The sequence below is a fragment of the Streptomyces cellostaticus genome (assembly GCF_001513965.1).
GTDB lineage: Bacteria > Actinomycetota > Actinomycetes > Streptomycetales > Streptomycetaceae > Streptomyces > Streptomyces cellostaticus.
In genome coordinates this window covers 26,558-50,673 of record NZ_KQ948023.1, presented here as the reverse complement: position 1 = coordinate 50,673, position 24,116 = coordinate 26,558, and the positions used below count along the sequence as shown (strand labels likewise).

Annotated in this window: 19 protein-coding genes and 1 pseudogene; 14 read left to right on the top strand and 6 right to left on the bottom strand. The window is 71.6% G+C overall.

What is annotated here, in order from left to right; genetic code table 11:
• The first annotated feature begins 55 nt into the window (after positions 1-55).
• Genes AQI88_RS18610 through AQI88_RS18600 form a run of 3 tightly spaced genes read left to right on the top strand, consistent with a single transcriptional unit; the run spans position 56 to position 2,894 of the window.
• A complete protein-coding gene (locus AQI88_RS18610) occupies positions 56-928 on the top strand; it encodes a DUF5819 family protein (protein ID WP_067000232.1) in 873 nt (290 codons plus the stop codon).
• Positions 925-2,142 (top strand): HTTM domain-containing protein, encoded by a 1,218-nt coding sequence (locus AQI88_RS18605; RefSeq protein ID WP_067000229.1) that lies wholly within the window; start codon positions 925-927, stop codon positions 2,140-2,142. The genes AQI88_RS18610 and AQI88_RS18605 overlap by 4 nt, the downstream gene beginning before the upstream one ends.
• On the top strand, positions 2,139-2,894 hold the full coding sequence (locus tag AQI88_RS18600; RefSeq protein ID WP_067000226.1) for a TrmH family RNA methyltransferase: 756 nt from the start codon (positions 2,139-2,141) through the stop codon (positions 2,892-2,894). Before AQI88_RS18605 ends, AQI88_RS18600 begins: the two co-directional genes overlap by 4 nt.
• On the opposite strand, the gene paaN is transcribed toward AQI88_RS18600, so the two are convergent.
• Positions 2,891-4,585, bottom strand: coding sequence for a phenylacetic acid degradation protein PaaN (gene paaN / locus AQI88_RS18595; RefSeq protein WP_067000223.1), 1,695 nt, complete (start codon positions 4,583-4,585; stop codon positions 2,891-2,893). The two genes, AQI88_RS18600 and paaN, sit on opposite strands and share 4 nt — an antisense overlap.
• Before the next feature lie 158 nt (positions 4,586-4,743).
• Here paaN and AQI88_RS18590 point away from each other — a divergent pair, with 158 nt between their 5' ends.
• Together AQI88_RS18590 and AQI88_RS18585 are read left to right on the top strand one after the other, a co-directional pair.
• On the top strand, positions 4,744-6,258 hold the full coding sequence (locus tag AQI88_RS18590; RefSeq protein WP_067000221.1) for a 3-hydroxyacyl-CoA dehydrogenase: 1,515 nt from the start codon (positions 4,744-4,746) through the stop codon (positions 6,256-6,258).
• Positions 6,255-6,842, top strand: a complete 588-nt coding sequence (locus AQI88_RS18585; RefSeq protein ID WP_067000218.1) for a TetR/AcrR family transcriptional regulator — start codon at positions 6,255-6,257, stop codon at positions 6,840-6,842. Before AQI88_RS18590 ends, AQI88_RS18585 begins: the two co-directional genes overlap by 4 nt.
• A gap of 2 nt (positions 6,843-6,844) precedes the next feature.
• Here AQI88_RS18585 and AQI88_RS18580 read toward each other — a convergent pair whose 3' ends face one another.
• Positions 6,845-7,342, bottom strand: a complete 498-nt coding sequence (locus AQI88_RS18580; protein WP_398698301.1) for an Lrp/AsnC family transcriptional regulator — start codon at positions 7,340-7,342, stop codon at positions 6,845-6,847.
• A 175-nt stretch (positions 7,343-7,517) separates the two neighbouring features.
• Between AQI88_RS18580 and pdhA the strand changes: the two genes are divergently transcribed.
• The 5 genes from pdhA to AQI88_RS18555 are packed head-to-tail and all read left to right on the top strand — an operon-like array spanning position 7,518 to position 13,350.
• Positions 7,518-8,663 (top strand): pyruvate dehydrogenase (acetyl-transferring) E1 component subunit alpha, encoded by a 1,146-nt coding sequence (gene pdhA, locus AQI88_RS18575; RefSeq protein ID WP_067000212.1) that lies wholly within the window; start codon positions 7,518-7,520, stop codon positions 8,661-8,663.
• Positions 8,660-9,664, top strand: a complete 1,005-nt coding sequence (locus AQI88_RS18570; protein ID WP_067000209.1) for an alpha-ketoacid dehydrogenase subunit beta — start codon at positions 8,660-8,662, stop codon at positions 9,662-9,664. The genes pdhA and AQI88_RS18570 overlap by 4 nt, the downstream gene beginning before the upstream one ends.
• The gene (locus tag AQI88_RS18565; RefSeq protein WP_067000206.1) at positions 9,664-11,043 is read left to right on the top strand and encodes a dihydrolipoamide acetyltransferase family protein; all 1,380 of its coding nucleotides are present in this window, start codon (positions 9,664-9,666) and stop codon (positions 11,041-11,043) included. The genes AQI88_RS18570 and AQI88_RS18565 overlap by 1 nt, the downstream gene beginning before the upstream one ends.
• 46 nt (positions 11,044-11,089) lie before the next feature.
• A complete protein-coding gene (locus tag AQI88_RS18560; protein ID WP_067000203.1) occupies positions 11,090-11,998 on the top strand; it encodes an NTP transferase domain-containing protein in 909 nt (302 codons plus the stop codon).
• Positions 11,995-13,350 (top strand): molybdopterin molybdotransferase MoeA, encoded by a 1,356-nt coding sequence (locus AQI88_RS18555; RefSeq protein ID WP_067000200.1) that lies wholly within the window; start codon positions 11,995-11,997, stop codon positions 13,348-13,350. The genes AQI88_RS18560 and AQI88_RS18555 overlap by 4 nt, the downstream gene beginning before the upstream one ends.
• Positions 13,351-13,753: 403 nt before the next feature.
• Here the strand turns inward: AQI88_RS18555 and AQI88_RS18550 are convergent, their stop codons facing one another.
• Both AQI88_RS18550 and AQI88_RS18545 read right to left on the bottom strand, forming a co-directional pair.
• Positions 13,754-15,559, bottom strand: a complete 1,806-nt coding sequence (locus tag AQI88_RS18550; protein ID WP_159050362.1) for a PLP-dependent aminotransferase family protein — start codon at positions 15,557-15,559, stop codon at positions 13,754-13,756.
• Positions 15,560-15,718: 159 nt separating this feature from the next.
• Positions 15,719-16,714 (bottom strand): potassium channel family protein, encoded by a 996-nt coding sequence (locus tag AQI88_RS18545; protein ID WP_079057650.1) that lies wholly within the window; start codon positions 16,712-16,714, stop codon positions 15,719-15,721.
• Positions 16,715-16,904: 190 nt separating this feature from the next.
• Here AQI88_RS18545 and AQI88_RS18540 point away from each other — a divergent pair.
• Both AQI88_RS18540 and AQI88_RS18535 read left to right on the top strand, forming a co-directional pair.
• Positions 16,905-17,597: pseudogene (locus AQI88_RS18540) on the top strand (potassium channel family protein); the annotation flags it as partial.
• A gap of 47 nt (positions 17,598-17,644) precedes the next feature.
• Positions 17,645-18,625 (top strand): NAD(P)H-quinone oxidoreductase, encoded by a 981-nt coding sequence (locus AQI88_RS18535; protein WP_067000194.1) that lies wholly within the window; start codon positions 17,645-17,647, stop codon positions 18,623-18,625.
• A 428-nt stretch (positions 18,626-19,053) separates the two neighbouring features.
• Here the strand turns inward: AQI88_RS18535 and AQI88_RS18530 are convergent, their stop codons facing one another.
• On the bottom strand, positions 19,054-19,593 hold the full coding sequence (locus AQI88_RS18530) for a hypothetical protein (RefSeq protein ID WP_067000191.1): 540 nt from the start codon (positions 19,591-19,593) through the stop codon (positions 19,054-19,056).
• Between the two features lie 175 nt (positions 19,594-19,768).
• On the opposite strand from AQI88_RS18530, the gene AQI88_RS18525 reads away from it, so the two are divergent.
• Complete coding sequence (locus AQI88_RS18525; protein ID WP_067000188.1) at positions 19,769-20,314, top strand: bacterial proteasome activator family protein; 546 nt, start codon at positions 19,769-19,771, stop codon at positions 20,312-20,314.
• Between the two features lie 128 nt (positions 20,315-20,442).
• On the opposite strand, the gene AQI88_RS18520 is transcribed toward AQI88_RS18525, so the two are convergent.
• Entirely contained in the window at positions 20,443-22,089 is a 1,647-nt protein-coding gene (locus AQI88_RS18520; RefSeq protein WP_067000185.1) for a protein kinase domain-containing protein, read from the bottom strand.
• A 343-nt stretch (positions 22,090-22,432) separates the two neighbouring features.
• On the opposite strand from AQI88_RS18520, the gene AQI88_RS18515 reads away from it, so the two are divergent.
• Positions 22,433-24,025: a protein kinase domain-containing protein gene (locus AQI88_RS18515; RefSeq protein WP_167357464.1), complete on the top strand. Its 1,593-nt coding sequence runs from the start codon at positions 22,433-22,435 to the stop codon at positions 24,023-24,025.
• The last annotated feature ends 91 nt before the right edge of the window (positions 24,026-24,116 follow it).

Sequence of the window (24,116 nt, the reverse complement as noted above, 5' to 3'; positions counted from 1 at the left end):
CGAGGCGCCTGTGACGGTGGCCGGACGACGGAGCGGAAGCGGGGGACGGGGCGCAATGGACGCGTACGACGAGGACTCGCAGGCCCGGCACGGGCCGGACGGGTCGACCGGGGCGCGTCGCCCGCAGGACCCGGGGGACCGCGAGGGTTCCCCTGCCCGGGAGGGCTCCGCCGATCCCGACGGTCCCCACGCCCGGGACGACTCCGGCGATCCGGACGGCCCCTTCACCCCCGAGGGCTCCGGCGGCCCTGACGGCTCCCCGCCTCTCCCCCCGGCACCCCGAACCGGTGTCGCGGGCCTCTCGCCCCGCTACCAGGTCGGTGCGGCTGTAGCGCTTGCGGTGGTCGCCGTCGCCGCCTGTGTCCATCTGGGCATGGTGTTCCTGAGCCTCGCGCCGGCGAACACGGTGACCAAGCAGCACGGCAAGGCGATCGAGCAGTGGGTGTACCCGGAGTTCGAGCAGAACTGGAAGCTGTTCGCCCCGAACCCGCTCCAGCAGAACATCGCCGTCCAGGTGCGCGCCGAGGTACGGATGAAGGACGGCAGCATGCGGACCACCGGCTGGAACGACCTCTCCGCCCGGGACGGCGCCGCCATCGACGGCAGTCTGCTGCCCAGCCACACCCAGCAGAACGAGCTGCGCCGTGCCTGGGACTTCTTCGCCGCCACGCACGGCGCCGACAACCGGCCCGTGGGCATGCGCGGTGCGCTCTCCGAGCAGTACGTGCGCCGGGTCGTCGTGATGCGCCTGTACCGGGAGGACGCGATCAGCCGGGAGGGCGTCATCCAGCGCGTGCAGGTCCGCTCCAGCACCACCAATGTGCAGCCGCCCAAGTGGAGCAGCGAGAAGATCTCCGACAAGCCCGTCTACCGTCTGCTGCCCTGGTGGACGGTGTCGGCCGACGAGGCCGCGGGAGGTGTGCGGTGAACCGTCTGTCCCTGACCCTGTCGCGCGGCATCGCCCGCGTCACCGAGTCGGCGCTCGGCCCGTACCAGAGTGCCGTGATCCGCATCGGCTTCGCGGCGACCTGGCTGCTCTTCCTGCTGCGCGAGTTCCCCCACCGCCAGGAGCTGTACGGCCCCGACGGCCCGTGGAGCTGGGATCTGGCCCAGCAGCTGACCTCCGACAACCACGCCTTCACGGCCCTGATGTGGTCCGCCGGACAGGGCTGGTTCGAGGGCTTCTACCTGCTGGCGATCCTCTCCAGCGCGGCGCTGCTGCTCGGCTGGCGCACCCGGACCGCCTCCGTGCTGTTCATGGTGGGCGTGCTGTCGCTGCAGAACCGCAGCGTCTTCGTGGGGGACGGCGGCGACAACGTCCTGCACCTGATGTCCTTCTACCTGGTGTTCACGCGCTGCGGTCAGGTGTGGTCCCTCGACGCGCGGCGGGCGGCCCGTGTCGAGGCGGCACGCGCGCGTGGGGAGCGGGTCCGTGCCGACCGGCTCGGACCGGTGCTGTGGGCGGTGCTCGGCCTCGCGCTCGGCGGTGTGACGCTGGCGGGCCGGTTCGACAACGGCTGGCTGGTGCCCGCGCTGTTGTGGACGGTGTGGGCCGTGCTCGGCCTGTGGGGGGCGGTGCAGCGCCGGGCGAAGTCGCAGGAGCCGTGGATCCTGCTGGACGTGATCGCCAACGTCCTGCACAACGGCGCTCTGTTCGTGATCATGGCGGAGGCCTGCCTGATCTACGCCACGGCCGGCTGGTACAAGATCCAGGGCTCGCGCTGGCAGGACGGCACCGCCGTCTACTACCCGCTCCACCTGGACTACTTCTCGCCCTGGCCCGCACTCGCCGACCTGATGTCCTCCAGCGGCACGATCATGATGATCGTGACCTACGGGACGGTCATGGTGCAGGTGGCCTTCCCGTTCACGCTGTTCAACCGGCGGGTCAAGAACGTCCTGCTGGTGCTGATGATGACCGAGCACGCCGTGATCGCGGTCGTCCTCGGGCTGCCGTTCTTCTCGCTGGCGATGATCACCGCGGACGCGGTCTTCCTGCCCACGGCCTTCCTGCTGCTGCTCGGCGGCTGGGCGGCACGCGCGCGTGGACAGCTGGTCCGGCGCGGCGACGGCGACCGTACGCTGCCGCCACCGCGCTCTGCGGAGGAGAGCCGCCCCGGCCGCGTAGGGTTCACCGCATGACCGACCCCGTGACCCGCTGGCGCGAGCGTGCCGGGGGCGCCGTGCTGCTCGACGGCTTCCACGCCCTCAAGCACGCGCTGCGCTTCGGTGCCGAGGTCCCGGTGGCGGTCACCACCGACCGGCGGGCGGCGCTCGCCCTCGCCGCCGAGCTGGCCGGGGACGTCAGGGACACGCTGGACGCGCTCCTGACGGAGGTGCCCGAGGAGACGTACGCCTCGCTCGTGCCGCGGCCCCATCCGACGGGGGTGGCCGCCCTGGCCGTACGGCCGTCCCGCGAGGCCAATCTGCGGGCCCTCGCCCACACGCCGCGCACCGCGCCCGTCGTGGTCCTCGACCACCCGCGCAACCTCGGCAACGCCGGAGCCGTGATCCGGCTGGCCGCCGGGTTCGGGGCGACCGGAGTGGTCACCACGGGCACGCTCGACCCCTGGCACCCCACGGTGGTGCGCGGCGGGGCGGGGCTGCACTTCGCGACCGCCGTGGAGCGGCTCGAGGTCGAGGAGCTGCCCGCCGGGCCGCTGTTCGCCCTCGACCCGGAGGGTGAGGACATCCGGGGCACCAAGCTGCCCGACGACGCCGTGCTGGCGTTCGGGTCGGAGCGCAGCGGGCTGTCCGCGGACCTGCGCGCGCGTGCCGACCACCTGCTGGCGCTGCCGATGCGCCCCCAGGTCTCCAGCTACAACTTGGCCACCAGTGTGGCCATGACGCTGTACCACTGGAGTGCCGCCGGGGGCGCACCCACGGCTTCCTAGGCCTCCCGGCGGACCTCCACCACCCGGAAGCGGTTCGCCACGAACGCGCTGTCGGTGAGGGCCGCGTTCGCCGCCGGGTTGCCGCCCGAGCCGTGGAAGTCGGAGAAGGCGGCCGTCTGGTTCACGTACACCCCGCCGGTCAGGTTGAGCGACAGCTGAGCGGCCTCCTCCAGGCAGACCTCCTCGATCGCCTGCTCGACGTCGGCGTCGGTGGTGTACGCGCCGACGGTCATCGCGCCCTTCTCGCGGACCGTGCGGCGCAGCAGCTCGACCGCGTCGGTCACCGAGTCGACCGCGACGGCGAAGGAGACGGGGCCGAAGCACTCGCTCATGTAGGCGGCCTCGTCGTCCGGCTTGGCGCCGTCGAGCTTGACGATCACGGGCGTGCGGACGACCGCGTCCGGGAACTCGGGGTTGCTGACCTCCCGGGAGGCCAGGGCGACCTCGCCGAGGCCGGAGGCCGCCTCCAGGCGGGCCTTCACGTCCGGGTTGACGATGGCGCCCAGCAGGGCGTTCGCCCGGGCGTCGTCGCCGAGCAGGCCGTCGACCGCGCGGGCGAGGTCGGCGGTCACCTCGTCGAAGGTCTTGGGGCCCTCGTCGGTGCGGATGCCGTCGCGCGGGATGACCAGGTTCTGCGGGGTGGTGCACATCTGGCCGCTGTACAGGGACAGCGAGAAGGCCAGGTTGGACAGCATGCCCTTGTAGTTGTCGGTCGACTCCACGATGACCGTGTTGACGCCGGCCTTCTCCGTGTAGACCTGCGCCTGGCGGGCGTTGGCCTCCAGCCAGTCGCCGAAGGAGGTCGAGCCGGTGTAGTCGATGATCCTGATCTCGGGGCGGGTGGCGAGGGTCTTGGCGATGCCCTCGCCGGGGCGCTCGGCGGCCAGCGCGACGAGGTTCGGATCGAAGCCGGCCTCGGCGAGCACGTCCCGGGCGATCCGGACGGTGAGGGCGAGCGGCAGCACCGCGCGCGGGTGCGGCTTGACCAGGACCGCGTTGCCGGTCGCCAGGGAGGCGAACAGGCCCGGGTAGCCGTTCCAGGTCGGGAAGGTGTTGCAGCCGATGACCAGGCCGATGCCGCGCGGGACCGGCGTGAACTGCTTGGTCAGCGCCAGCGGTTCGCGCTTGCCCTGGGGCTTGGTCCACTCCGCCGTCTCGGGTGTGCGGACCTGCTCCGCGTACGCGTACGCCACCGCCTCCAGGCCGCGGTCCTGGGCGTGCGGGCCGCCCGCCTGGAACGCCATCATGAAGGCCTGTCCGCTGGTGTGCATGACCGCGTGCGCGAACTCGTGCGTCCGGTCGCTGATCCGCTTGAGGATCTCCACGCAGACCACCGCGCGAGTCTCCGCGCCCGCCTCGCGCCAGGCGCGCCGGCCGGCCTTCATGGCGGGCAACAGCACGTCCACGTCCACGTGCGGATAGGTCACGCCCAGCTCGATGCCGTACGGGGAGACCTCGCCGCCGACCCAGTCGTCGATGCCGGGCTGGTCCGCGAGGTCGAGGCGGTTGCCCAGCAGGGCGTCGAAGGCGGCCTTGCCCGAGCCCGCGTCCAGGCTGCCGTGCTCGCCGTACGCCTTGGGGTGCTCGGGGTGCGGGGACCAGTACGCGCGGGTGCGGATCGCCTCCAGGGCCTGGTCGAGCGTGGGCCGGTGCTTCGCGATCAGCTCGTGGGGGGTCAGTTGGGCGGCCATGCGGGACCAACTCCTCGTATGGAGAACTCTTCGTCGAGTTCGACCTGGGCGGAAACAGAGGCAGGAACAGCCAGTCAGAGCTAGAGTAACCGAACGATCGGTCGGTACAAGGGGGTCCGCCGCATCTGTGGAAAACGTCGTGCGGGAGGATCGCGCACATGACAGCACTCGACCTCAGCAGCCCCGTGGCCGTCGTCGGCACCGGCACCATGGGCCAGGGCATCGCCCAGGTCGCGCTGGTCGCCGGCCACCCCGTGCGGCTCTACGACGCCGTTCCCGGGCGCGCCCAGGAGGCGGCCGCAGCGATCGGCGCCCGCCTCGACCGGCTCGTGACGAAGGACCGGCTCGGCGCCGCCGACCGGGACGCGGCCCGGGCCCGGCTGACGCCCGCCGACAGCCTCACCGAGCTGGCCGACTGCGCGCTGGTCGTCGAGGCCGTCCTGGAGCGGCTGGACGTCAAACAGCAGCTCTTTTGCGAGCTGGAGGAGATCGTCGCCGAGGACTGCCTGCTCGCCACCAACACCTCGTCCCTGTCGGTGACGGCCATCGGCAGCGCCCTGCGCAACCCCGGCCGCTTCCTGGGCCTGCACTTCTTCAACCCGGCCCCGCTGCTGCCGCTGGTCGAGGTCGTCTCCGGGTTCGCCACCGACGTCACCTCGGCCACGCGCGCGTACGAGACCGCCCGCACCTGGGGCAAGACGCCCGTGGCCTGCGCGGACACTCCCGGCTTCATCGTCAACCGCATCGCCCGGCCCTTCTACGCCGAGGCCCTCGCCGTCTATGAGGCCCAGGCCGCCGACCCGGCCACCATCGACGCGGTGCTGCGCGAGTCGGGCGGCTTCCGGATGGGCGCGTTCGAGCTGACCGACCTCATCGGGCAGGACGTGAACGAGTCGGTCACCCACTCCGTGTGGCAGTCCTTCTTCCAGGACGTCCGCTTCACGCCCTCGCTGGCCCAGCGCCGGCTGGTCGAGTCCGGGCGGCTCGGCCGCAAGTCCGGGCACGGCTGGTACGACTACGCCGAGGGCGCCGAGCGCCCCGAGCCGCACACCGCCGAGAAGGCCCAGCCGCCCGCGTACGTCGTCGCCGAGGGGAACCTCGGCCCCGCGGCCGAACTCCTCACGCTGATCCGTGAGGCGGGCATCCAGGTCCGCGAGGAGGACGAGGACCACGGCACCCGGCTGGTGCTGCCGAGCGGCGGCCAGCTGGTCCTCGCCGACGGCCAGACCTCCGTGGAGTTCCGCGACGTCGTCTACTTCGACCTCGCCCTCGACTACCGCAAGGCCACCCGCATCGCCCTGTCCGCCTCCCAGGACAGCGCGCCGCAGACCCTCGCCGAGGCCACAGGCCTCTTCCAGGCGCTCGGCAAGGACGTCAGCGTCATCGGTGACGCCCCCGGCATGATCGTGGCCCGTACGGTCGCCCGGATCGTGGACCTCGCGCACGACGCCGTCGCCAAGGGCGTGGCCACCGAGGAGGACATCGACACCGCGATGCGCCTCGGCGTCAACTACCCGCTCGGCCCCTTCGAGTGGAGCCGCAGGCTCGGCCGCGGCTGGGCCTACGACCTGCTGGACGACCTGCACCTGCGCGACCCCTCCGGCCGGTACGCGCCGTCCCTCGCGCTCTACCGGCACGCGTACGCCACCGACAAGCGGGAGGGCACCCCATGACCACTGCCAAGCGCGACACGTACACCCCCGAGACGCTGCTCTCCGTGGCCGTCCAGGTGTTCAACCAGCGCGGCTACGACGGCACCTCCATGGAGCACCTCTCCAAGGCGGCCGGCATCTCCAAGTCGTCGATCTACCACCACGTCAGCGGCAAGGAGGAGCTGCTGCGCCGGGCCGTCAGCCGGGCGCTGGACGGACTGTTCGGGATCCTCGACGAGGAGCACGCGCGCGTGGGGCGCGCCGCGGACCGTCTGGAACACGTCGTACGGCGCATGGTCGAGGTGCTCATATCCGAGCTGCCGTACGTGACGCTGCTGCTGCGCGTGCGCGGCAACACCGAGACCGAACGGTGGGCGCTGGAGCGGCGCCGCGACTTCGACCACCAGGTCGCAGAGCTGCTGAAGGCCGCGGCCGCCGACGGGGACATACGCGGCGACGTCGAGGTGCGCCTGGCCACCCGGCTGGTCTTCGGAATGATCAACTCCATCGTGGAGTGGTACCGGCCCGACACACGCGGCGCCAGCGGCCGTGAGGTGGCCGACGCGGTGGCCCGCCTCGCCTTCTCGGGACTGCGCCGGGCCTGAGGTCAGGTCTCCGGCTCCAGGTCCTCCTCCTCGAACACCAGCAGCGTGCGGGTGCTGAGCACCTCGGGGATCGCCTGGAGCCGGGTGAGTACCAGCTCGCGCAGCGCCTTGTTATCGGGCGTGTGCACCAGGAGCAGGACATCGAAGTCGCCGCCCACCAGGGCGATGTGAGAGGCACCGGGCAGCTGCCTGAGCTGCTCGCGGACCGTGCGCCAGGTGTTCTGGACGATTTTCAGCGTGACGTAGGCCGACGTGCCGTGCCCCGCCCGCTCGTGGTCGACGCGCGCGCTGAAACCCCGGATCACCCCGTCCTCGACGAGACGGTTGATGCGCGCGTAGGCGTTGGCCCGGGAGACGTGGACGCGTTCGGCGACCGAGCGTATCGAGGCGCGGCCGTCCGCCTGGAGGATCTTCAGGATGTCCTGGTCGATGGCGTCCAGCGGGCGCGCCGGCGGAGCGGCGCCGTCCTGCGGTCGTTCGGCCATTTGTTCAGCTGCCATGTCCCCCCGCTTCATCGCCGTGGACGTCCTGCATTCATTCCAGGTTGTGGAGAACCGTTTGTCCACAGCCTGACGGGGCCTGTAGCCAAAATGTGCCGACGACCGAACAATCGGTAGGTGAGGCGGGTCACAGCCGACACGCCTCCCGTAGCCGCTCCCACGAGGAGGTGCCGTCATGACGGTCATGGAGCAGCGGGGCGCGTACCGGCCATCGCCGCCGCCCGCCTGGCAGCCCCGCATGGACCCCGCGCCGCTGCTGCCCGACGCCGAGCCCTATCGCGTCCTCGGCACCGAGGCGGCCGCCAAGGCCGACCCGGACCTGCTGCGCCGGCTCCACGCCCAGCTGGTGCGCGGCCGCCGCTACAACACGCAGGCCACCGCGCTGACCAAGCAGGGCCGCCTCGCCGTCTACCCGTCCAGCACCGGCCAGGAGGCCTGCGAGGTCGCCGCCGCCCTGGCCCTGGAGGAGCGCGACTGGCTCTTCCCCAGCTACCGCGACACCCTCGCCGTCGTCGCCCGGGGCGTGGACCCCGTCGAAGCCCTCACCCTGCTGCGCGGCGACTGGCACACCGGCTACGACCCGCACGCGCACCGGGTGGCCCCCCTGAGCACTCCGCTGGCCACCCAGCTCCCGCACGCCGTCGGCCTCGCGCACGCCGCCCGCCTCAAGGGCGACGACGTGGTCGCGCTCGCCATGGTCGGCGACGGCGGCACCAGCGAGGGCGACTTCCACGAGGCGCTGAACTTCGCCGCCGTCTGGCAGGCACCGGTCGTCTTCCTCGTGCAGAACAACGGCTTCGCCATCTCCGTCCCGCTCGCCAAGCAGACCGCCGCGCCCTCCCTGGCCCACAAGGCCGTCGGCTACGGCATGCCGGGCCGGCTGGTCGACGGCAACGACGCGGCCGCCATGCACGAGGTCCTCAGCGACGCCGTGCGCCGCGCGCGCACCGGCGGCGGCCCGACCCTGGTGGAGGCGGTGACGTACCGCATCGAGGCCCACACCAACGCCGACGACGCCACCCGCTACCGGGGCGACGCCGAGGTCGAGGCCTGGCGCGCGCACGACCCGATCCAGCTGCTGGAGCGCGAGCTGACCGCGCGCGGTCAGCTCGACGAGGCCGCCATCGAGGCCGCCCGGCAGGACGCCGAGGCGATGGCCGCCGACCTGCGCGAGCGCATGAACCGGGACCCCGAACTCAACCCCATGGACCTCTTCGACCACGTCTACGCCGAGACCACCGCGCAACTGCGCGAGCAGCGCGCCCTGCTGCGCGCCGAGCTGGAGGCGGGGCAGGACGACAAGGAAGGCGACCTGCGATGACCACCGTCGCCGTCAAGCCCGCCACCATGGCGCAGGCCCTCACGCGCGCGATGCGCGACGCGATGGCCGCCGACCCCACCGTGCACGTCATGGGCGAGGACGTCGGCACCCTCGGCGGTGTCTTCCGGGTCACCGACGGGCTCGCCAAGCAGTTCGGCGAGGACCGGTGCACCGACACCCCGCTGGCCGAGGCGGGCATCCTCGGCGCCGCCGTCGGCATGGCCATGTACGGCCTGCGCCCGGTGGTGGAGATGCAGTTCGACGCGTTCGCCTACCCGGCGTTCGAGCAGCTGATCAGCCACGTCTCGCGGATGCGCAACCGCACCCGCGGCCGGATGCCCCTGCCGATCACCGTCCGCGTCCCCTACGGCGGTGGCATCGGCGGCGTCGAGCACCACAGCGACTCGTCCGAGGCCTACTACATGGCCACCCCGGGCCTCCACGTCGTCACACCCGCCACCGTTGCCGACGCCTACGGGCTGCTGCGCCAGGCCATCGCCTCCGACGACCCGGTCGTCTTCCTGGAGCCCAAGCGGCTCTACTGGTCGAAGGACAGCTGGAACCCCGAGCACCCCACGGACGTCGAGCCCATCGGCCGGGCCGTGGTGCGACGGCCCGGCAGCAGCGCCACTCTCCTCACCTACGGCCCCTCCGTGCCGGTCTGTCTGGAGGCCGCCGAGGCCGCCCGGGCGGAGGGCTGGGACCTGGAGGTCGTCGACCTGCGCTCCCTGGTGCCGTTCGACGACGAGACGGTCTGCGCCGCCGTACGACGCACCGGGCGCGCGGTCGTCGTGCATGAATCGACCGGGTTCGGCGGGCCGGGCGGCGAGATCGCGGCCCGGATCACCGAGCGCTGCTTCCACCACCTGGAGGCGCCGGTGCTGCGCGTGGCCGGCTTCGACATCCCCTACCCGCCGCCGATGCTGGAGCGGCACCACCTGCCCGGCGTCGACCGCATCCTGGACGCCGTGGCGCGCCTGCAGTGGGAGGCCGAGGGCTGATGGCACAGGTGCTGGAGTTCAAGCTCCCCGACCTCGGCGAGGGCCTCACCGAGGCGGAGATCGTGCGCTGGCTGGTGCAGGTCGGTGACGTCGTCGCCGTCGACCAGCCGGTCGTGGAGGTCGAGACGGCCAAGGCGATGGTCGAGGTCCCCTGCCCCTACGGCGGTGTGATCACCGCCCGCTTCGGCGAGGAGGGCACGGAACTTCCCGTGGGAGCGCCGCTGCTGACGGTGGCGGTGGGCCCGCCTGCTCCCGGAGGGGAGAGCGAAGGCTCGGGCAACGTGCTGGTCGGGTACGGCACCTCGGAAGCTCCGTCGCGGCGGCGCAGGGTGCGGCCGGCACCCCTGGGGCCGCATACCGCCGGCGGGCGGACGGGCGCGGATCTGCCGCGGACCGCGAGCGCGGCGACCGGGGCGGGCGCCCCGGCGGTCTCCACCGGGCCGGCCCACGTGCGCGTGGCCGCAGCCCAGGCCGAAGGCCCCGTGCCCGTGATCTCACCCTTGGTCCGTCGCCTCGCCCGCGAGGGCGGCGTGGATCTGCGCCACCTGGCAGGCTCGGGACCGGACGGGCTGATCCTGCGCGCGGACGTCGAGCACGCCCTCAGGGCGCAGGCGGCCCACGCCCCCGTGGCCGAGGCGCCCACGGCCCCCGCGGTGCAGGCACCGGCCGCCCGCATCTCCCCCGTCCGCAACGGCATCCGCACCCCCCTCAAGGGCGTCCGCGGTGCCGTCGCCGACAAGCTCTCCCGCAGCCGCCGGGAGATCCCTGACGCGACCTGCTGGGTCGACGCCGACGCGACGGAACTCATGCGCGCACGGGCCGCGATGAACGCCGCCGGAGCGCCGAAGATCTCCCTTCTCGCGCTGCTCGCCCGCATCTGCACCGCCGCCCTCGCGCGGTACCCCGAGCTGAACTCCTACGTCGACACCGACGCCCGCGAGGTCGTCCAGCTCGATCATGTGCATCTCGGGTTCGCCGCACAGACCGAGCGCGGTCTGGTCGTGCCGGTCGTCCGGGACGCCCACGCGCGCGACGCCGAGGCGCTGACCGCGGAGTTCGCCCGGCTCACCGAGGCAGCCCGGGCCGGGAAGCTGACCCCCGGGGAACTCACCGGCGGGACCTTCACGTTGAACAACTACGGGGTCTTCGGCGTCGACGGCTCCACCCCGATCATCAACCACCCCGAGGCGGCCATGCTCGGCGTCGGCCGCATCGTCCCCAAGCCCTGGGTGCACGAGGGCGAACTGGCCGTGCGCCAGGTCGTCCAGCTCTCGCTCACCTTCGACCACCGCGTGTGCGACGGCGGCACGGCAGGCGGCTTCCTGCGGTACGTGGCGGACTGCGTGGAACAGCCGGCGGTGCTGCTGCGCACTCTGTGACCCCCGCGCGGGTCAAGGCAGAGGGCCGAGAGGACATACTCGGGGGGTGACCGACAGCCCGCCCGCCGCTTCCGGGACCACCGCGCCGTACGACGCGGTGGTGCTGGCCGGCGGCGCCGCCCGGCGGCTCGGCGGGGCCGACAAGCCCGGACTGCGGGTCGGCGGGCGCGCGCTGCTCGACCGGGTGCTCGCGGCCTGCGCGGGCGCCCGCACGACCGTCGTCGTGGCCGACGCCCGGTCCACCACCCGCCCGGTGCGCTGGGCGCGCGAGGAGCCGCCCGGCGCCGGACCGGTCGCCGCGCTGGAAGCCGGCCTGCGCCACACCACGGCCGAGCACGCCGTCGTCCTCTCCGCCGACCTGCCGTTCCTCGAAGCGGCCACACTGGAGCGGCTGCTCGCCGCCCTGCGGGACACCGGCGCCGACGGCGCGCTGCTCACCGACGCCGACGGCCGCGACCAGCCGCTCGTCGCCGCCTACCGCACCGCCGCGCTGCGCCGCGCACTCGCGACCCTCGCCGCCGCGCCCGACGGCCTGACCGGCCTGCCCCTGCGCCGGCTGACCGGCGCCCTCGACCTCACCCGCGTTCCGGACCCGCTCGCGTCCTTCGACTGCGACACCTGGGACGACATCGCCAGCGCCAGGGCACGTATCAGGGAGCATGGGCACGTGTTGGATGAATGGATCTCCGCAGTCAAGGACGAGCTGGGCCTCGACCTGGACGTCGACACCGGCCTCCTGCTCGACCTGGCCCGTGACGCCGCGCACGGCGTGGCCCGGCCCGCCGCGCCGCTGACCACCTTCCTGGTCGGCTATGCCGCCGCCCAGGCCAAGGGCGGCCCCGAGGCCGTCGCCGAGGCCGCCCGCAAGGCCGCCGCACTGGCGGTGCGCTGGGAGGAAGAGCACGCAGAGAACACAGAGAAGGGCTCGGGCCCCTCCGGGCCGGACGCCGGATGACCGCCCCCGGCACCCGGACCGGGGTGAGCGCCGAGGACAGCGACGACCTGGACGTCGAGGAGGCCCTGGCCCTCGTGAGGGAACCCAAGGACGACAGCGACGGACCGGTGCCCGACTCCGCAGCCCCGGGCGCGCGGCGGCACGAGCGGCACCGGGCCACCCCCTGGCCCCGGGCCCGCGAGATCGCTGCCCGCGCCGCCCGCTCGGGCAGCCGCCGCACCCCCGTCTCCGTCTCCCTCGCCGACGCCCTCGGCCTGGTCCTCGCCACCCCCCTCGACGCCCTCACCGACCTGCCCTCCTTCGACACCTCCGCGATGGACGGCTGGGCCGTCGCCGGACCGGGTCCCTGGGAGGTGCGGGACGAGGGCGTGCTCGCCGGACACGCGCAGCCCGGGCCGCTGACCGACGGCGAGGCGATCCGTATCGCGACCGGCGCCCGTATCCCGGCCGACACCACCGCCGTCCTGCGCAGCGAACACGGCCGTATCGACGCTCAGGGCCGGCTGCACGCCACCCGAGAGGTGAGCCACGGCCAGGACATCCGCCCACGCGGCCAGGAGTGCCGCAGCGGCGACCAGTTGCTGCCCGTCGGCACCCTGGTCACCCCCGCCGTCCTGGGCCTCGCCGCGGCCGCCGGATACGACACCGTCACCGCTGTCCCCCGCCCCCGCGCCGAAGTCCTCGTCCTCGGCGACGAGCTGCTCGCCGCGGGACTCCCGCACGACGGACTGATCCGGGACGCGCTCGGCCCCATGCTGCCGCCCTGGCTGCGCGCGATGGGCGCCGAGGTGACCGCAGTACGCCGACTGGGTGATGACGCCAAGGCCCTGCGCAAGGCGCTCACCGCCTCCGACGCCGACCTCGTCCTCACCACCGGCGGCACGGCCGCCGGACCCGTCGACCATGTCCACCCCACCCTGGAACGCATCGGCGCCGAACTCCTCGTCGACGGCGTCAAGGTGCGCCCCGGCCACCCCATGCTGCTGGCCCGCCTCAAGGAGAACCAGCACCTCGTCGGCCTGCCCGGCAACCCCCTCGCAGCCGTCTCCGGCCTGCTCACCCTCGCCGAGCCCCTGCTGCGCACCCTCGCCGCCCGCCCGGCGCCCGAGCCGTACGCGCTGCCGCTCGGGGAGGCGGTGCAGGGGCATCCGTACGACACCCGGCTCGTCCCCGTGGTGCTGCGCGGCGACCGTGCCGTACCGCTGCACTACAACGGCCCGGCCATGCTGCGAGGGATCGCCGCCGCCGACGCGCTCGCCGTCGTACCCCCGGGCGGGGCCCGGCAGGGGGAGGAGGCCGAGGTGCTGGACCTGCCGTGGGCGGCGGCCGGAATCGGGGTGTGTTTCACGTGAAACGTCCGGGCAACCGGGTCTGCCTTCCGCAGGCGGACCGGGGCGAGGGCGCACGGCGGAAGGCGGGCTTCAGGGGTGAACCGTCCAGGACCTGGTAGCGCCTGTCGAACCACCTGATGGCCCCACCGTCACCGATATAGCGCCACAGATAACCGACCGCAGCGTTCGGTCTGCTGGAGTCGGTTATCCACTTGCCGAGCCTCGGAATACGCCAAGGCCCTGCGCAAGGCGCTCACCGCCTCCGACGCCGACCTCGTCCTCACCACCGGCGGCACGGTCGGCGGTCAACTAAGGGCTATGCGGCCCCATTCGGTTGAATGGAGGAAGTCTTCCTCTGCAAGTCCACACGTCGGAGCCGGGCGCGCCCTGCGGCGCGCCCGGCTCCGTAAGACCGCTGTCCCGGCTACTCCATGCCGCGTCCGGTGAAGGCGACGGCGCCCCAGGAGATCGCCCCCGGTGCGAGTTCCACGGCCTCCACCGCGGCCAGGATCTCCTCCAGTTCCACGATCGGCGGCTTCTTCGTGATGGTGAAGGCGTCGGAGGCCTGGAGGTCGAAGATCAGCTCGTCGATCTTCTCCCTGGTGGTCGAGGGCATCGCGAAGGCGTGCACGTTCTGGCCGACCGACGAGAGCGACCACTTGGCGCAGATCCGCGCGTTGGGCCGGCGGAACCGCACGCTGAGGGAGCCGGGCGTCCGGGCCACGTTCAGCGACACCGGAGCCTTGAGCTCCTTCAGTCGCCGTTCAAGGTACTGCGCCATCTCCTGCGCCACGCGGATGCGCTCGACCTGGTCCTTGTAGGAGAACTGGGCCAGATGGTCCCACATGACCAGGGGGGAGAAGCCGTTGCGCGACCCGGCGAAGGTGGTGTCCTTGGCGCCGATGACCTGCACCTCGGCGGGCGGTGCGAGCTGGTACTTCACCTTGGTCATGTAGACGCCGCACGGCCAGGGGGCGCCGGGCCACTTGTGACCGCTCATCGAGATGGACGAAACCATGTCGATGTCCTTGCCCAGCTTCTTGGCGTGCACCTTGAGACCGAAGTCGAAGGCGGGCAGCTCCGCCTCGGGCGTCCAGCCGAACACCTCGGGCTTCTCGGAGGCCATCCGCATGAACGGCCCGTACCCGGCCCCGAGGGCACCGTCGACATGGATCCAGAAGCCCCGCCGCACCTCGGGCTTGCCCTTGATGATCTCCAGCTCCCGCTCGACCAGCCCCTTCTTGTCGAAGATCGGCAGCAGGTGCTTGCAGACCAACTCGACGTCGTCGTGCGCCCCCTTGAAGGTGCTGCCGAAGTTGAGGCTGATCAGGATGGGGTGGCCCTTCTCCACGAAGAAGCTCACCAGCGGAACCAGCTTGTCGATGTCGATCTCTCCCGGGCCGTCGTCAAGGCCCTTCTTGGAGCTCGGCTTGGACGGGACCTCCGTGGGCCACTCGCCGCCCAGCGGGCAGTCGTCGTTCGGGTAGCGGTTCTTGGCCGCGGCGTAGAAGTTCTCGATGCCGAGCACCCGCATGGCCTTGCCGAACGAGTAGTGGGTGTCCTGCGAGTAGAAGGCGATGGGGATCAACGCGTTGGGATTGTCCTTGGGCGGCGCCGCCTGGACGAAGTGCAGTGAGTCGTCCTTCGTCTTGGGCTTGAGCAACGCCTTGCCGGCGAGATAGTCGCGCGCGTTCCACATCGCGTACAGGTTGGCCTCGGTGGAGCCCATGGAGATCATGTAGCCCCAGTACGACTCCGGATCCTTGGGGTTGTGCGGCCACTTGCCCTTCCACAGAGCCGCGTAGTAATCGAGCACTGCCCGTTCCGCGGCCCGGGTGTTGGGCTTGTAGCCGCCGTGGTCAAACGGGTCGCCCATGTTGTTGACGTGACAGTCGAGGAATCTGGACAGATCCAGCTGGGCGCCGTCCGTGTCCTGGTTGAACTGGTAGCCGAGCATGTGGTCGCGCTTGTTGATCAGGTACGTGGCCATGGCGTCCAGGGCCTTCTTGCGGCGCTCCGGGGGGAGCCCCCGTGGTTGCAGCTCGAAGTCGGCGGCGTCGATGCCGGGCTCGGGAGGGTAGACCTCCTTCGGCTCCTTCAACGGGCTTGTCACATAGGCCGGTTGACCATCCGCCAGCCCTTCCGACTCCAGGATGCTGAGCCAGGTCTCACCGGTCGCCCCGAACGGGAATTCGGGGGCGGCCTGTGAAGGGGACTCTTTGGTCGTCATGCTGCACTCTCCAACGTCGCCGTCGGCGCGGGATTCGCACCGCTCGGAGAGTGTCAACCTTTGGTGCGATTTGCGAGCATATTTCCGATTGATTTGATTTGTTACTGCGAACGGCGGAGAGTCAGGGCACCGGCCCACGGGCCGACGGCCCTTGCCTGATCAGTGGTGAGGCACGGCACGCCGAATGGTGATCAACCGGTCTCCGGGCCGGAGGGTTTCAGCCCGGGGGTCGGTGTAGTCCAGCACTTCCTTGCCACGCACGACAGCTACGACAAGATCAGCGCTATGACGGGGAGAGTGCCCTACCTCGTCCGTCGACACCGGCCTCTCGACGAGATCCAGTCCGCTGCCGTAGGTCATGAGGTCTTCCAGAACGTCCGCGCTGTGCGGGCTGGACATGGCCACGCCGAGCAGCCGGCCGGCGGAACTGGAACTGGTGATCACGGCATCGGCGCCGCTCTGCTTCAGCAGGGGCACGTTCTCGTCTTCACGGACGGCGACGACGATCGAGGCACGCTTGTTGAGCTGCCGCGCGGTGAGGGTGACCAGGGTCGCGGTGTCGTCGCGTTGCGGAGCCACGATGACCTGGGCAGCGCGGTGCACCTCGGCTCTGCGCAGTGTTTCGGTGCGGGTGGCGTCGCCCTGCACAGAGACGAGGCCGTCACCGCCGGCAGCGTCCACGGCCTTCTTCTGCGGATCGACCACGACGATCCGGTTCTTCGGGGTGCCCCGCCCCAGCAGTGTCTCGACCGCGTGCCGCCCCTTCGTGCCGTAGCCGACGACCACTGCGTGATCACGGATGCGGGCGCGCCAGCGCTCGATGTTGGTGAGCCGGGCAGCGTGGGTGACGGGGGTGACATCGCCGTACCCGGTCGTGGAGAGGGTGACGGTCGCGTAGTACGCGGAGTCCGCCAAGTCCACCTTGCCGTCGGCACTGTCCCGGTATCCGGTCCGGTCCAGCCAGACCAGCAGCGTGGTCAGGGCCAGCACCAACAGCGACAGAGCCAGGCGGCGGAGCACCTGTTGGAGCGGCGGAACCGTGTCGCCGACCGGCAGCTTGACCGATTGGCCTTCCTCGGCTCGTGACCAGTACCGAAGAGACCGCAGGATCGGGAGACGAGTCCGGTCGGACCCTGGCTGCTGGGGGGCGCTCATCCCGCGCTTCCTCTGTGCTCGGTGCTGCGACGTGGGAAACCGTGTCCCGCCATTGTTGCCTGGTTCACGCCGGCCGCCGGATTCGGACGTGCGGCTCGGCTCCCGTTCCGTGACGGCTTTCGACTCGCCGTTCGGCAGCCGACTCCGGGTGAGCACCAACGGATGGGGCCTTGGGGTACTTTCGGGAAAACGCTGGAGGTCCACCGTGCGCGACCACACCGTCGTCATCGGCTTCGGTACGAAGGGGCGGTCGGCCCTTCAGACCGTCTGCGCGACCGGCCTGAAGAAGGAGCAGGTCGTCGTGGTCGACCCCAGCTCCGAGGTGATCGACGCGGCGGCAGCCGAGGGCTACGCGGGCGTCATGGGCGACGCCACCCGCAGCGAGGTGCTCAAGCGCGCCGAGGTCCACAGGGCCCGGCAGATCATCGTCGCCCCGCAGCGCGACGACACCGCCGTCCTCGTCACCCTGACGGCCCGCCAGCTCAACCGGAGCGCGAAGGTCGTGGCCGCCGTGCGCGAGGAGGAGAACGCCCCGCTGCTCAAGCAGTCCGGCGCCGACGCCGTCATCACCAGTTCCGGCGCGGCCGGCCGGCTGCTCGGCCTGTCCGTGCTCAGCCCCGCAGCCGGCCTGGTCATGGAGGACCTGATCCAGCAGGGCAGCGGCCTGGACATCATCGAACGGCCCGTGGTGCGGGCCGAGGCGGGCAAGTCCCCGCGCGAGATGGACGACCTCGTGGTGAGCGTCGTACGCGGCCACCGGGTGCTCGGCTACGACGACCCCGCCCTCGGCGCCCTCCAGCTCACGGACCGCCTGATCACGATCGTCCGCGTGACCCCCGGCGACCAGGTCACCCCGCATCCTCGCCCGCTGCCCGGCGACTGAGCGGGCCTGCCCCGGAGCGGACACCGGCGGGGAGTAGCGTCGCGGGTATGCATGCGATCACGATTCCCGAACCTGGTGGGCCCGAGGCGCTGGTGTGGGACGAGGTCCCCGATCCGGTGCCCGGCGAGGGCGAGGTGCTGGTCGAGGTGGCGGCCAGCGCCGTCAACCGTGCCGACATCCTGCAACGGCAGGGCTTCTACAACCCGCCGCCCGGCGCGTCCCCGTACCCCGGCCTGGAGTGCTCCGGCAGGATCGCCGCACTCGGCTCCGGGGTCTCCGGCTGGTCCGTCGGAGACGAGGTGTGCGCGCTGCTCGCGGGGGGCGGGTACGCCGGGAAGGTCGCCGTTCCGGCCGGGCAGCTGCTGCCCGTGCCCGACGGCGTCGACCTGAAGCAGGCGGCCGCGCTGCCCGAGGTGGTCTGCACGGTCTGGTCCAACGTCTTCATGGTCGCCCATCTGCGGCCCGGCGAGACCCTGCTGGTGCACGGCGGCTCCAGCGGCATCGGCACGATGGCGATCCAGCTGGCCAAGGCCGTCGGTGCCAAGGTCGCGGTGACCGCCGGGACGAAGGAGAAGCTTGAGTACTGCGCCGAGCTGGGCGCGGACGTGCTGATCAACTACCGCGAGCAGGACTTCGTCGCCGAGATCGAGCGGGCAACGGACGGCGCGGGCGCCGACGTCATCCTCGACAACATGGGTGCCAAGTACCTGGACCGCAATGTGCGGGCCCTCGCGGTCAACGGGCGGCTCGCGATCATCGGCATGCAGGGCGGCGTCAAGGGCGAGCTGAACATCGCCACCCTGCTGAACAAGCGGGCCGCCGTCAGCGCGACCTCGCTGCGGGCCCGGCCGCTGAGCGAGAAGGCGGCCATCGTGGCAGCAGTACGCGAGCACGTGTGGCCACTGCTCGCGGCCGGGCAGGTCCGCCCGGTCGTCGACCGCGAACTACCGATGCCGGAGGCGCCCGAGGCACACCGGGTGCTGGAGGCGAGCGACCACATCGGCAAGGTGCTGCTGGTTACGCCGTAGCCGAGAGAGCGGGCCCGGTGTCGTGGCCGGTTGACCGGGCCCGGTGTCGTGATCGGTTGATCGGGATCGGATCCGCCGCCGTAGTCGGCAGGTCGGGTCGGCCGTCGTGGCCGCAGATCGGATCCGCGGCCGTGGACGGTAGGTCGGATCCGGTGTTGTGGCGCGCAGGTTGGTTCGGTCGTTGTGACCGGCAGATCGGATCCGCGGCCGTGGACGGTAGGTCGGATCCGGTGTTGTGGCGGGCAGGTCGGTTCGGTCGTTGTGACCGGCAGATCGGATCCGCGCTCGTGACCGGCGGATCGGATCCGCGCCCGTGACCGGCAGACCGGACCCGCCGCCGTAACTGACAGATCAGCCCGCCGCCCCAGCCCGCAGATCAGCTCGGCCCCCGTAACTGACGGATCAGTCCCGCAGCCGTAGCCGGCGGATCAGCCCCGCCGTACCCGTAGGCCCAGGAATGCCAGGCCCAGGCCCAGGCCGATGAGGACCAGGCCGCTGCCCAGCGGCAGGATGCGCAGGGTTGGCTCGGTGGGGGGCTCGCCCTGGTGGACGGTGTTGTGGTCCGGGGGGCGGGGCGGGTTCAGCCCGGCCTCCTGGGGCGAGGCGGAGGCTGCCGGGGTTGCGGCCGGGGAGTCCGCGGTCTCCGGTTCCTCCGGGTAGGCGGTGTCCGGGTCGGTGTCGTCCGGGCCTCTCGTGGCCGGGCCGGTGTCGTCGCCCTCGTCTTCGGCTGGTGGCCCGTCCGGGCGGCCCGGGCGCATCCGGCCCTCACCGGCCCGGCTTCCGGCCCGGGAGGGGGAGGCTCGTGCGGCCGGGGAAGCGGACGCGGCGGGCCCGGCCGAGGGCGCGGGGTGGTCCGGCGGGGCGGCCTCGGTGCCGTATGCGACGGCTGTGCCGTACACCGGCACAGCCGTCGCGAGGACGAGCAGCAGCCGCACGCAGCGCAGCGTGAGTCCCAGCTTTGGAGTCACGTCGGGTGACCTCCCGGAGCACAGTCCCCGTGACCGACGGAATTCGGACGGAATTCAGCCTCACATTTCACAGCTAAACGGGCATTTCCTATTGGGCCGACAGATCTAAACGGTGGATCAGCCGCGCGAGGGGGCACCACGGTGGTGAGGTGTACGGGTGCGAGAGAATGGCGGCATGGAGATGCCGAGGAACGAACGGTCGCCGGAGAATCCGCAGATCCTGGTCGTGGGCCAGGACGGCATGGCGCTCAGTGGCGGCAACGGAGACGAGGACTCCCGCGAGGTGCCAGTGACGGACCAGGTGGAACAGCCCGCCAAGGTCATGCGCATCGGCAGCATGATCAAGCAGCTCCTGGAGGAGGTGCGCGTCGCTCCCCTGGACGAGGCGAGCCGGGCCCGGCTCAAGGAGATCCACCGCAGTTCGGTGAAGGAGCTGGAGGACGGCCTCGCCCCGGAGCTGGTCGACGAGCTGGAGCGGCTCTCCCTCCCCTTCATGGACGACGTGACCCCGAGCGACGCGGAACTGCGCATCGCGCAGGCCCAGTTGGTGGGCTGGCTGGAGGGTCTGTTCCATGGGATCCAGACGACGCTGTTCGCCCAGCAGATGGCCGCACGGGCCCAGCTGGAGCAGATGCGCCGCGCGCTCCCGCCGGGCATGGGAGGCCACGAGGACGGCGACGACCCCCGGGCCGGCGGCCGTTCGGGCGGACCGTATCTGTAAGCCGTTACCTGTAAGCCGTTATCTGTAAGGCGCTCATGCATGGGGCCCGGCGGGCGACCGCCGGGCCCTTCCTCTATGTGGTGATCTCTGTCACACCACGATCGCCGAGTGATCGTTGAAAGCTTTGGTCACTGCGCGGGGTTGCCCGTCGAGACACTCAGCTCGATCTTCGGCATGGCCTTCGGATCGAGATCCGTGTCCGCGGAGGGGAACTGGTCCAGGACGGTCCCGTCGCCCCAGGTGTTGTTGTCCTCCGTCTTGGTCTTGTACTCCCAGCCCGCGGCCTGGAAGCACGCCTTCACGGAGTCGATGTCCTTGTACCTGAAGTCGGGCAGCCGGATCTTGCCCGCCTCGGTGTACGACTCCTGCGGCTCCGAGCACTTGGTCTTGTCGATCGTCCTGGACTTGTCCGGACCCCGGTAGCCCGCCGGATGGGTCGACGCCGAGGGGCTGGCGCCTCCGCCGCCCCCGGTGTCGTCGCCGTTGTTGAGCGTCAGCGCGACGATCAGGCCGACCACCGCGACCAGGGACACCACGATCGAGCCGATGATCACCGGCTTGTTGCTCTTGCCGCCGCCCGCGCCCGCGCCCGCGGACTGGACCGCGGTCTGGGGCGTGAGGTTGTACGGCGGCGGCGTCGCGGCCGCCTGCTGGCCGTACCCCACCGGAGGGGTCTGGTAGCCGCCCTGCTGCGGATAGCCGTACGCCGGTGCCGCGGCCGGGGTCGGCGCCGGGGTGCCGTACGGGCCCGGCGCCGGAGTCGGCTGGTACGGCGTCTGGACCGGGCCGGTGGGCGCCGGGGTCGACTGGTCGACCGGCGGGAACACCGCGGAGCCGACGCCCGCGCCGCTCTGCGTCGGGCCGGAGCCCGGCACGATGCTCGGCGCCGCCGCCTGGAGGGAGGCGGCGACCCGCAGGCACTCGTCGCGCATCGACTCGGAGGTGGGGAAACGCTCGTTCGGGTTCTTCTTCAGCGCGCGGGCAACCAGCGCGTCCACGGCCGGGGGCAGCGCGCGGTTGATCGACGAAGGAGCCACCGGCTCCTCCTGCACATGCGCGTACGCGATCGCCAGCGGGGAGTCCGCCTCGAACGGCAGCCGACCGGTGACGAGCTGGAACAGCATGATGCCGACCGAGTACAGGTCGGAGCGGGCGTCCACGCCCCGGCCGAGGGCCTGCTCCGGCGAGAGGTACTGCGGGGTGCCGACGACCATGCCGGTCTGGGTCATCGAGGTGACCCCGGACTGCATGGCGCGGGCGATGCCGAAGTCCATGACCTTGACCACGCCGCGCTTGGTCACCATCACGTTGCCCGGCTTGATGTCGCGGTGGACCAGCCCCATCTCGTGGCTGATCTCCAGCGCCGCGAGCACGTCCGCGGTGACCTTCAGCGCCTTGTCGGCGGGCATCGCTCCGTACTGCCGGATGTCCTCGTCCAGGGCCGAGCCCAGCGGGCGGCCCTCGACGTACTCCATGACGATGTACGGCGTCGTCATCCCGCCGAGGTCGTCCTCGCCGGTGTCGAAGACGGAGACGATGTTGGTGTGCGTGAGCTTGGCCACGGCCTGAGCCTCGCGGCGAAAGCGCTCGCGGAAGGCCTGCTCCCGGCCCAGCTCGGTGTGGAGCGTCTTGATCGCGACCTGGCGGTCCAGCACGGCGTCGTAGGCCAGGTGTACCGAGGCCATGCCGCCTTCGCCGAGCAAGTCGCGCAGCTGGTAGCGGCCGCCGGCCAGCGCCCACCCCGTGTACCGCCCCTGTGCGCCGTCCTGGCTCATCTCTCCGCGTCCCCCACTGGCCGTCCGGCGCCGTCATTGAGCGAACAAGCCTTGATCGAATGTGTCATTCCCGGCCAAGTCTGCCCCAGGGCACTGACACGTCAAGCGCGGTGCCCGTTCCGTGACCGTACGCGAAAGAAGCGTCGCGGAAGCGTTACAGCGGGCGTACGAGCGGCACACAGAATTTGCACGACAGCGCGTGCTACGGGTTTCATGGCCGGTCCGTCTCGGGCCGGTCCAGGTACCGATCCCGGACCGGAGGCTTGCGTAGAGGCTGTAGCGTGGCCGACGGAGACCGTAACAACACCGCGCGCACCGCGGGCAGAAACGACGGCGAGGACCGATGGCACAGACGCACAGCGCCCAGGGCCCGTCCGACCCCGAGGCGACTGGCGGCGGCATGTCAGACACGCCGGAGATGTGGGGCAACGGAGGGCTCGTCGGCGACGGCCGGTACCGGCTGACCCACCGGCTCGGCCGCGGCGGCATGGCCGAGGTGTTCGCTGCCGAGGACGTCCGTCTGGGCCGCACCGTGGCCGTCAAGCTGCTCCGTGCCGACCTGGCCGAGGACCCGACGTCCAAGGCCCGCTTCACGCGCGAGGCCCAGTCGGTGGCCGGGCTCAACCACCACGCGATCGTCGCCGTGTACGACTCCGGCGAGGACTACGTGGGCGGCCAGTCCGTGCCGTACATCGTGATGGAGCTGGTCGAGGGCCGCACCATCCGCGACCTGCTGATGAACGCCGAGGCGCCGGGCCCCGAGCAGGCCCTGATCATCGTCTCCGGGGTGCTGGAGGCGCTCGCCTACTCGCACCAGCACGGCATCGTGCACCGTGACATCAAGCCCGCCAACGTGATCATCACCCACAACGGCGCCGTCAAGGTCATGGACTTCGGCATCGCCCGCGCCCTGCACGGCGCGTCGACAACGATGACGCAGACCGGCATGGTCATGGGCACCCCGCAGTACCTCTCCCCGGAACAGGCGCTCGGCAAGGCCGTCGACCACCGCTCCGACCTGTACGCGACCGGCTGCCTGCTGTACGAACTCCTCGCGCTCAGGCCCCCGTTCACCGGTGAGACCCCGCTGTCGGTGGTCTACCAGCACGTCCAGGACATCCCGACCCCGCCCTCCCAGTTCTCCGACGGCTGCCCGCCGGAGCTGGACGGCATGGTCATGCGCTCCCTCGCCAAGGAACCCGACGACCGGTTCCAGACGGCCGAAGAGATGCGCGGCATGGTCCAGTACGGCCTGCAGATGCTCTACGACCAGGGCGGCCACACCGGCACCTGGAACACCGGCCCGGTGACGACGCACGAGGGCCGCAACACCCCGGCGGGCGGCTTCGCGGGGACGACCGCGATGCAGCACCCGGGCGACTACGGCCCGGGCACCGCGCAGATCCCGCAGCCGATCCTGCCCACCCGATACAACGGGGACGACGGCGGCTTCGAGGGGCACGGCAGCAAGGGCAGTGGCCGCGGCAAGCTGTGGATCCTCGCCGTCCTCGCGGTGATCGCGATCGCGGCGGGTGTCGCGTGGGCGCTCCAGCACCAGAACACGGGCGGCGGCGGCACCGGCACCGATCCGACGCCGAGCCACTCGAAGGCCACCAAGCACGACAAGCCCTCCGCGACACCGTCGGACAGCCCCACCGACCAGCCCTCGGACCCGAACACGGGCAGTGGATCGGACCCGGGCACCGGTTCCGAATGGCCGCCCTCGGACACACCGTCGTCCACCCCCTCCCAGTCGTTCAGTTCCGACCCGACCGATGAGCCGAGCGACCCGGCGACCTCGCCGGAGCCGTCGGATCCGGCGACCACCCCGTCGGACCCGACGGCCCCGGCGGACGGCGGCACGGACGCGGGCACCACGGCCGGCGGCGTGGATGCGGGCACCACGGGCGACACCACCAGCGGCAACGGGACTTGAAGGCCACCGACGCCCACCGCGCCGACGACGCCCTGAGGCGCCACGGCCACACCTGGGTGACACGCGGCCCCACCTAGGGCCTGTCGTTTGG

Bases quoted from the DNA above. Each gene is read 5' to 3' on its own strand.
- AQI88_RS18610 (WP_067000232.1), top strand. From the start codon at position 56: ATGGACGCGTACGACGAGGACTCGCAGGCCCGGCACGGGCCGGACGGG.
- AQI88_RS18600 (WP_067000226.1), top strand. From the start codon at position 2,139: ATGACCGACCCCGTGACCCGCTGGCGCGAGCGTGCCGGGGGCGCCGTG.
- paaN (WP_067000223.1), bottom strand. From the start codon at position 4,585: ATGGCCGCCCAACTGACCCCCCACGAGCTGATCGCGAAGCACCGGCCC.
- AQI88_RS18590 (WP_067000221.1), top strand. From the start codon at position 4,744: ATGACAGCACTCGACCTCAGCAGCCCCGTGGCCGTCGTCGGCACCGGC.
- AQI88_RS18585 (WP_067000218.1), top strand. From the start codon at position 6,255: ATGACCACTGCCAAGCGCGACACGTACACCCCCGAGACGCTGCTCTCC.
- AQI88_RS18580 (WP_398698301.1), bottom strand. From the start codon at position 7,342: ATGGCAGCTGAACAAATGGCCGAACGACCGCAGGACGGCGCCGCTCCG.
- pdhA (WP_067000212.1), top strand. From the start codon at position 7,518: ATGACGGTCATGGAGCAGCGGGGCGCGTACCGGCCATCGCCGCCGCCC.
- AQI88_RS18570 (WP_067000209.1), top strand. From the start codon at position 8,660: ATGACCACCGTCGCCGTCAAGCCCGCCACCATGGCGCAGGCCCTCACG.
- AQI88_RS18565 (WP_067000206.1), top strand. From the start codon at position 9,664: ATGGCACAGGTGCTGGAGTTCAAGCTCCCCGACCTCGGCGAGGGCCTC.
- AQI88_RS18555 (WP_067000200.1), top strand. From the start codon at position 11,995: ATGACCGCCCCCGGCACCCGGACCGGGGTGAGCGCCGAGGACAGCGAC.
- AQI88_RS18550 (WP_159050362.1), bottom strand. From the start codon at position 15,559: ATGACGACCAAAGAGTCCCCTTCACAGGCCGCCCCCGAATTCCCGTTC.
- AQI88_RS18545 (WP_079057650.1), bottom strand. From the start codon at position 16,714: ATGAGCGCCCCCCAGCAGCCAGGGTCCGACCGGACTCGTCTCCCGATC.
- AQI88_RS18535 (WP_067000194.1), top strand. From the start codon at position 17,645: ATGCATGCGATCACGATTCCCGAACCTGGTGGGCCCGAGGCGCTGGTG.
- AQI88_RS18525 (WP_067000188.1), top strand. From the start codon at position 19,769: ATGGAGATGCCGAGGAACGAACGGTCGCCGGAGAATCCGCAGATCCTG.
- AQI88_RS18520 (WP_067000185.1), bottom strand. From the start codon at position 22,089: ATGAGCCAGGACGGCGCACAGGGGCGGTACACGGGGTGGGCGCTGGCC.
- AQI88_RS18515 (WP_167357464.1), top strand. From the start codon at position 22,433: ATGGCACAGACGCACAGCGCCCAGGGCCCGTCCGACCCCGAGGCGACT.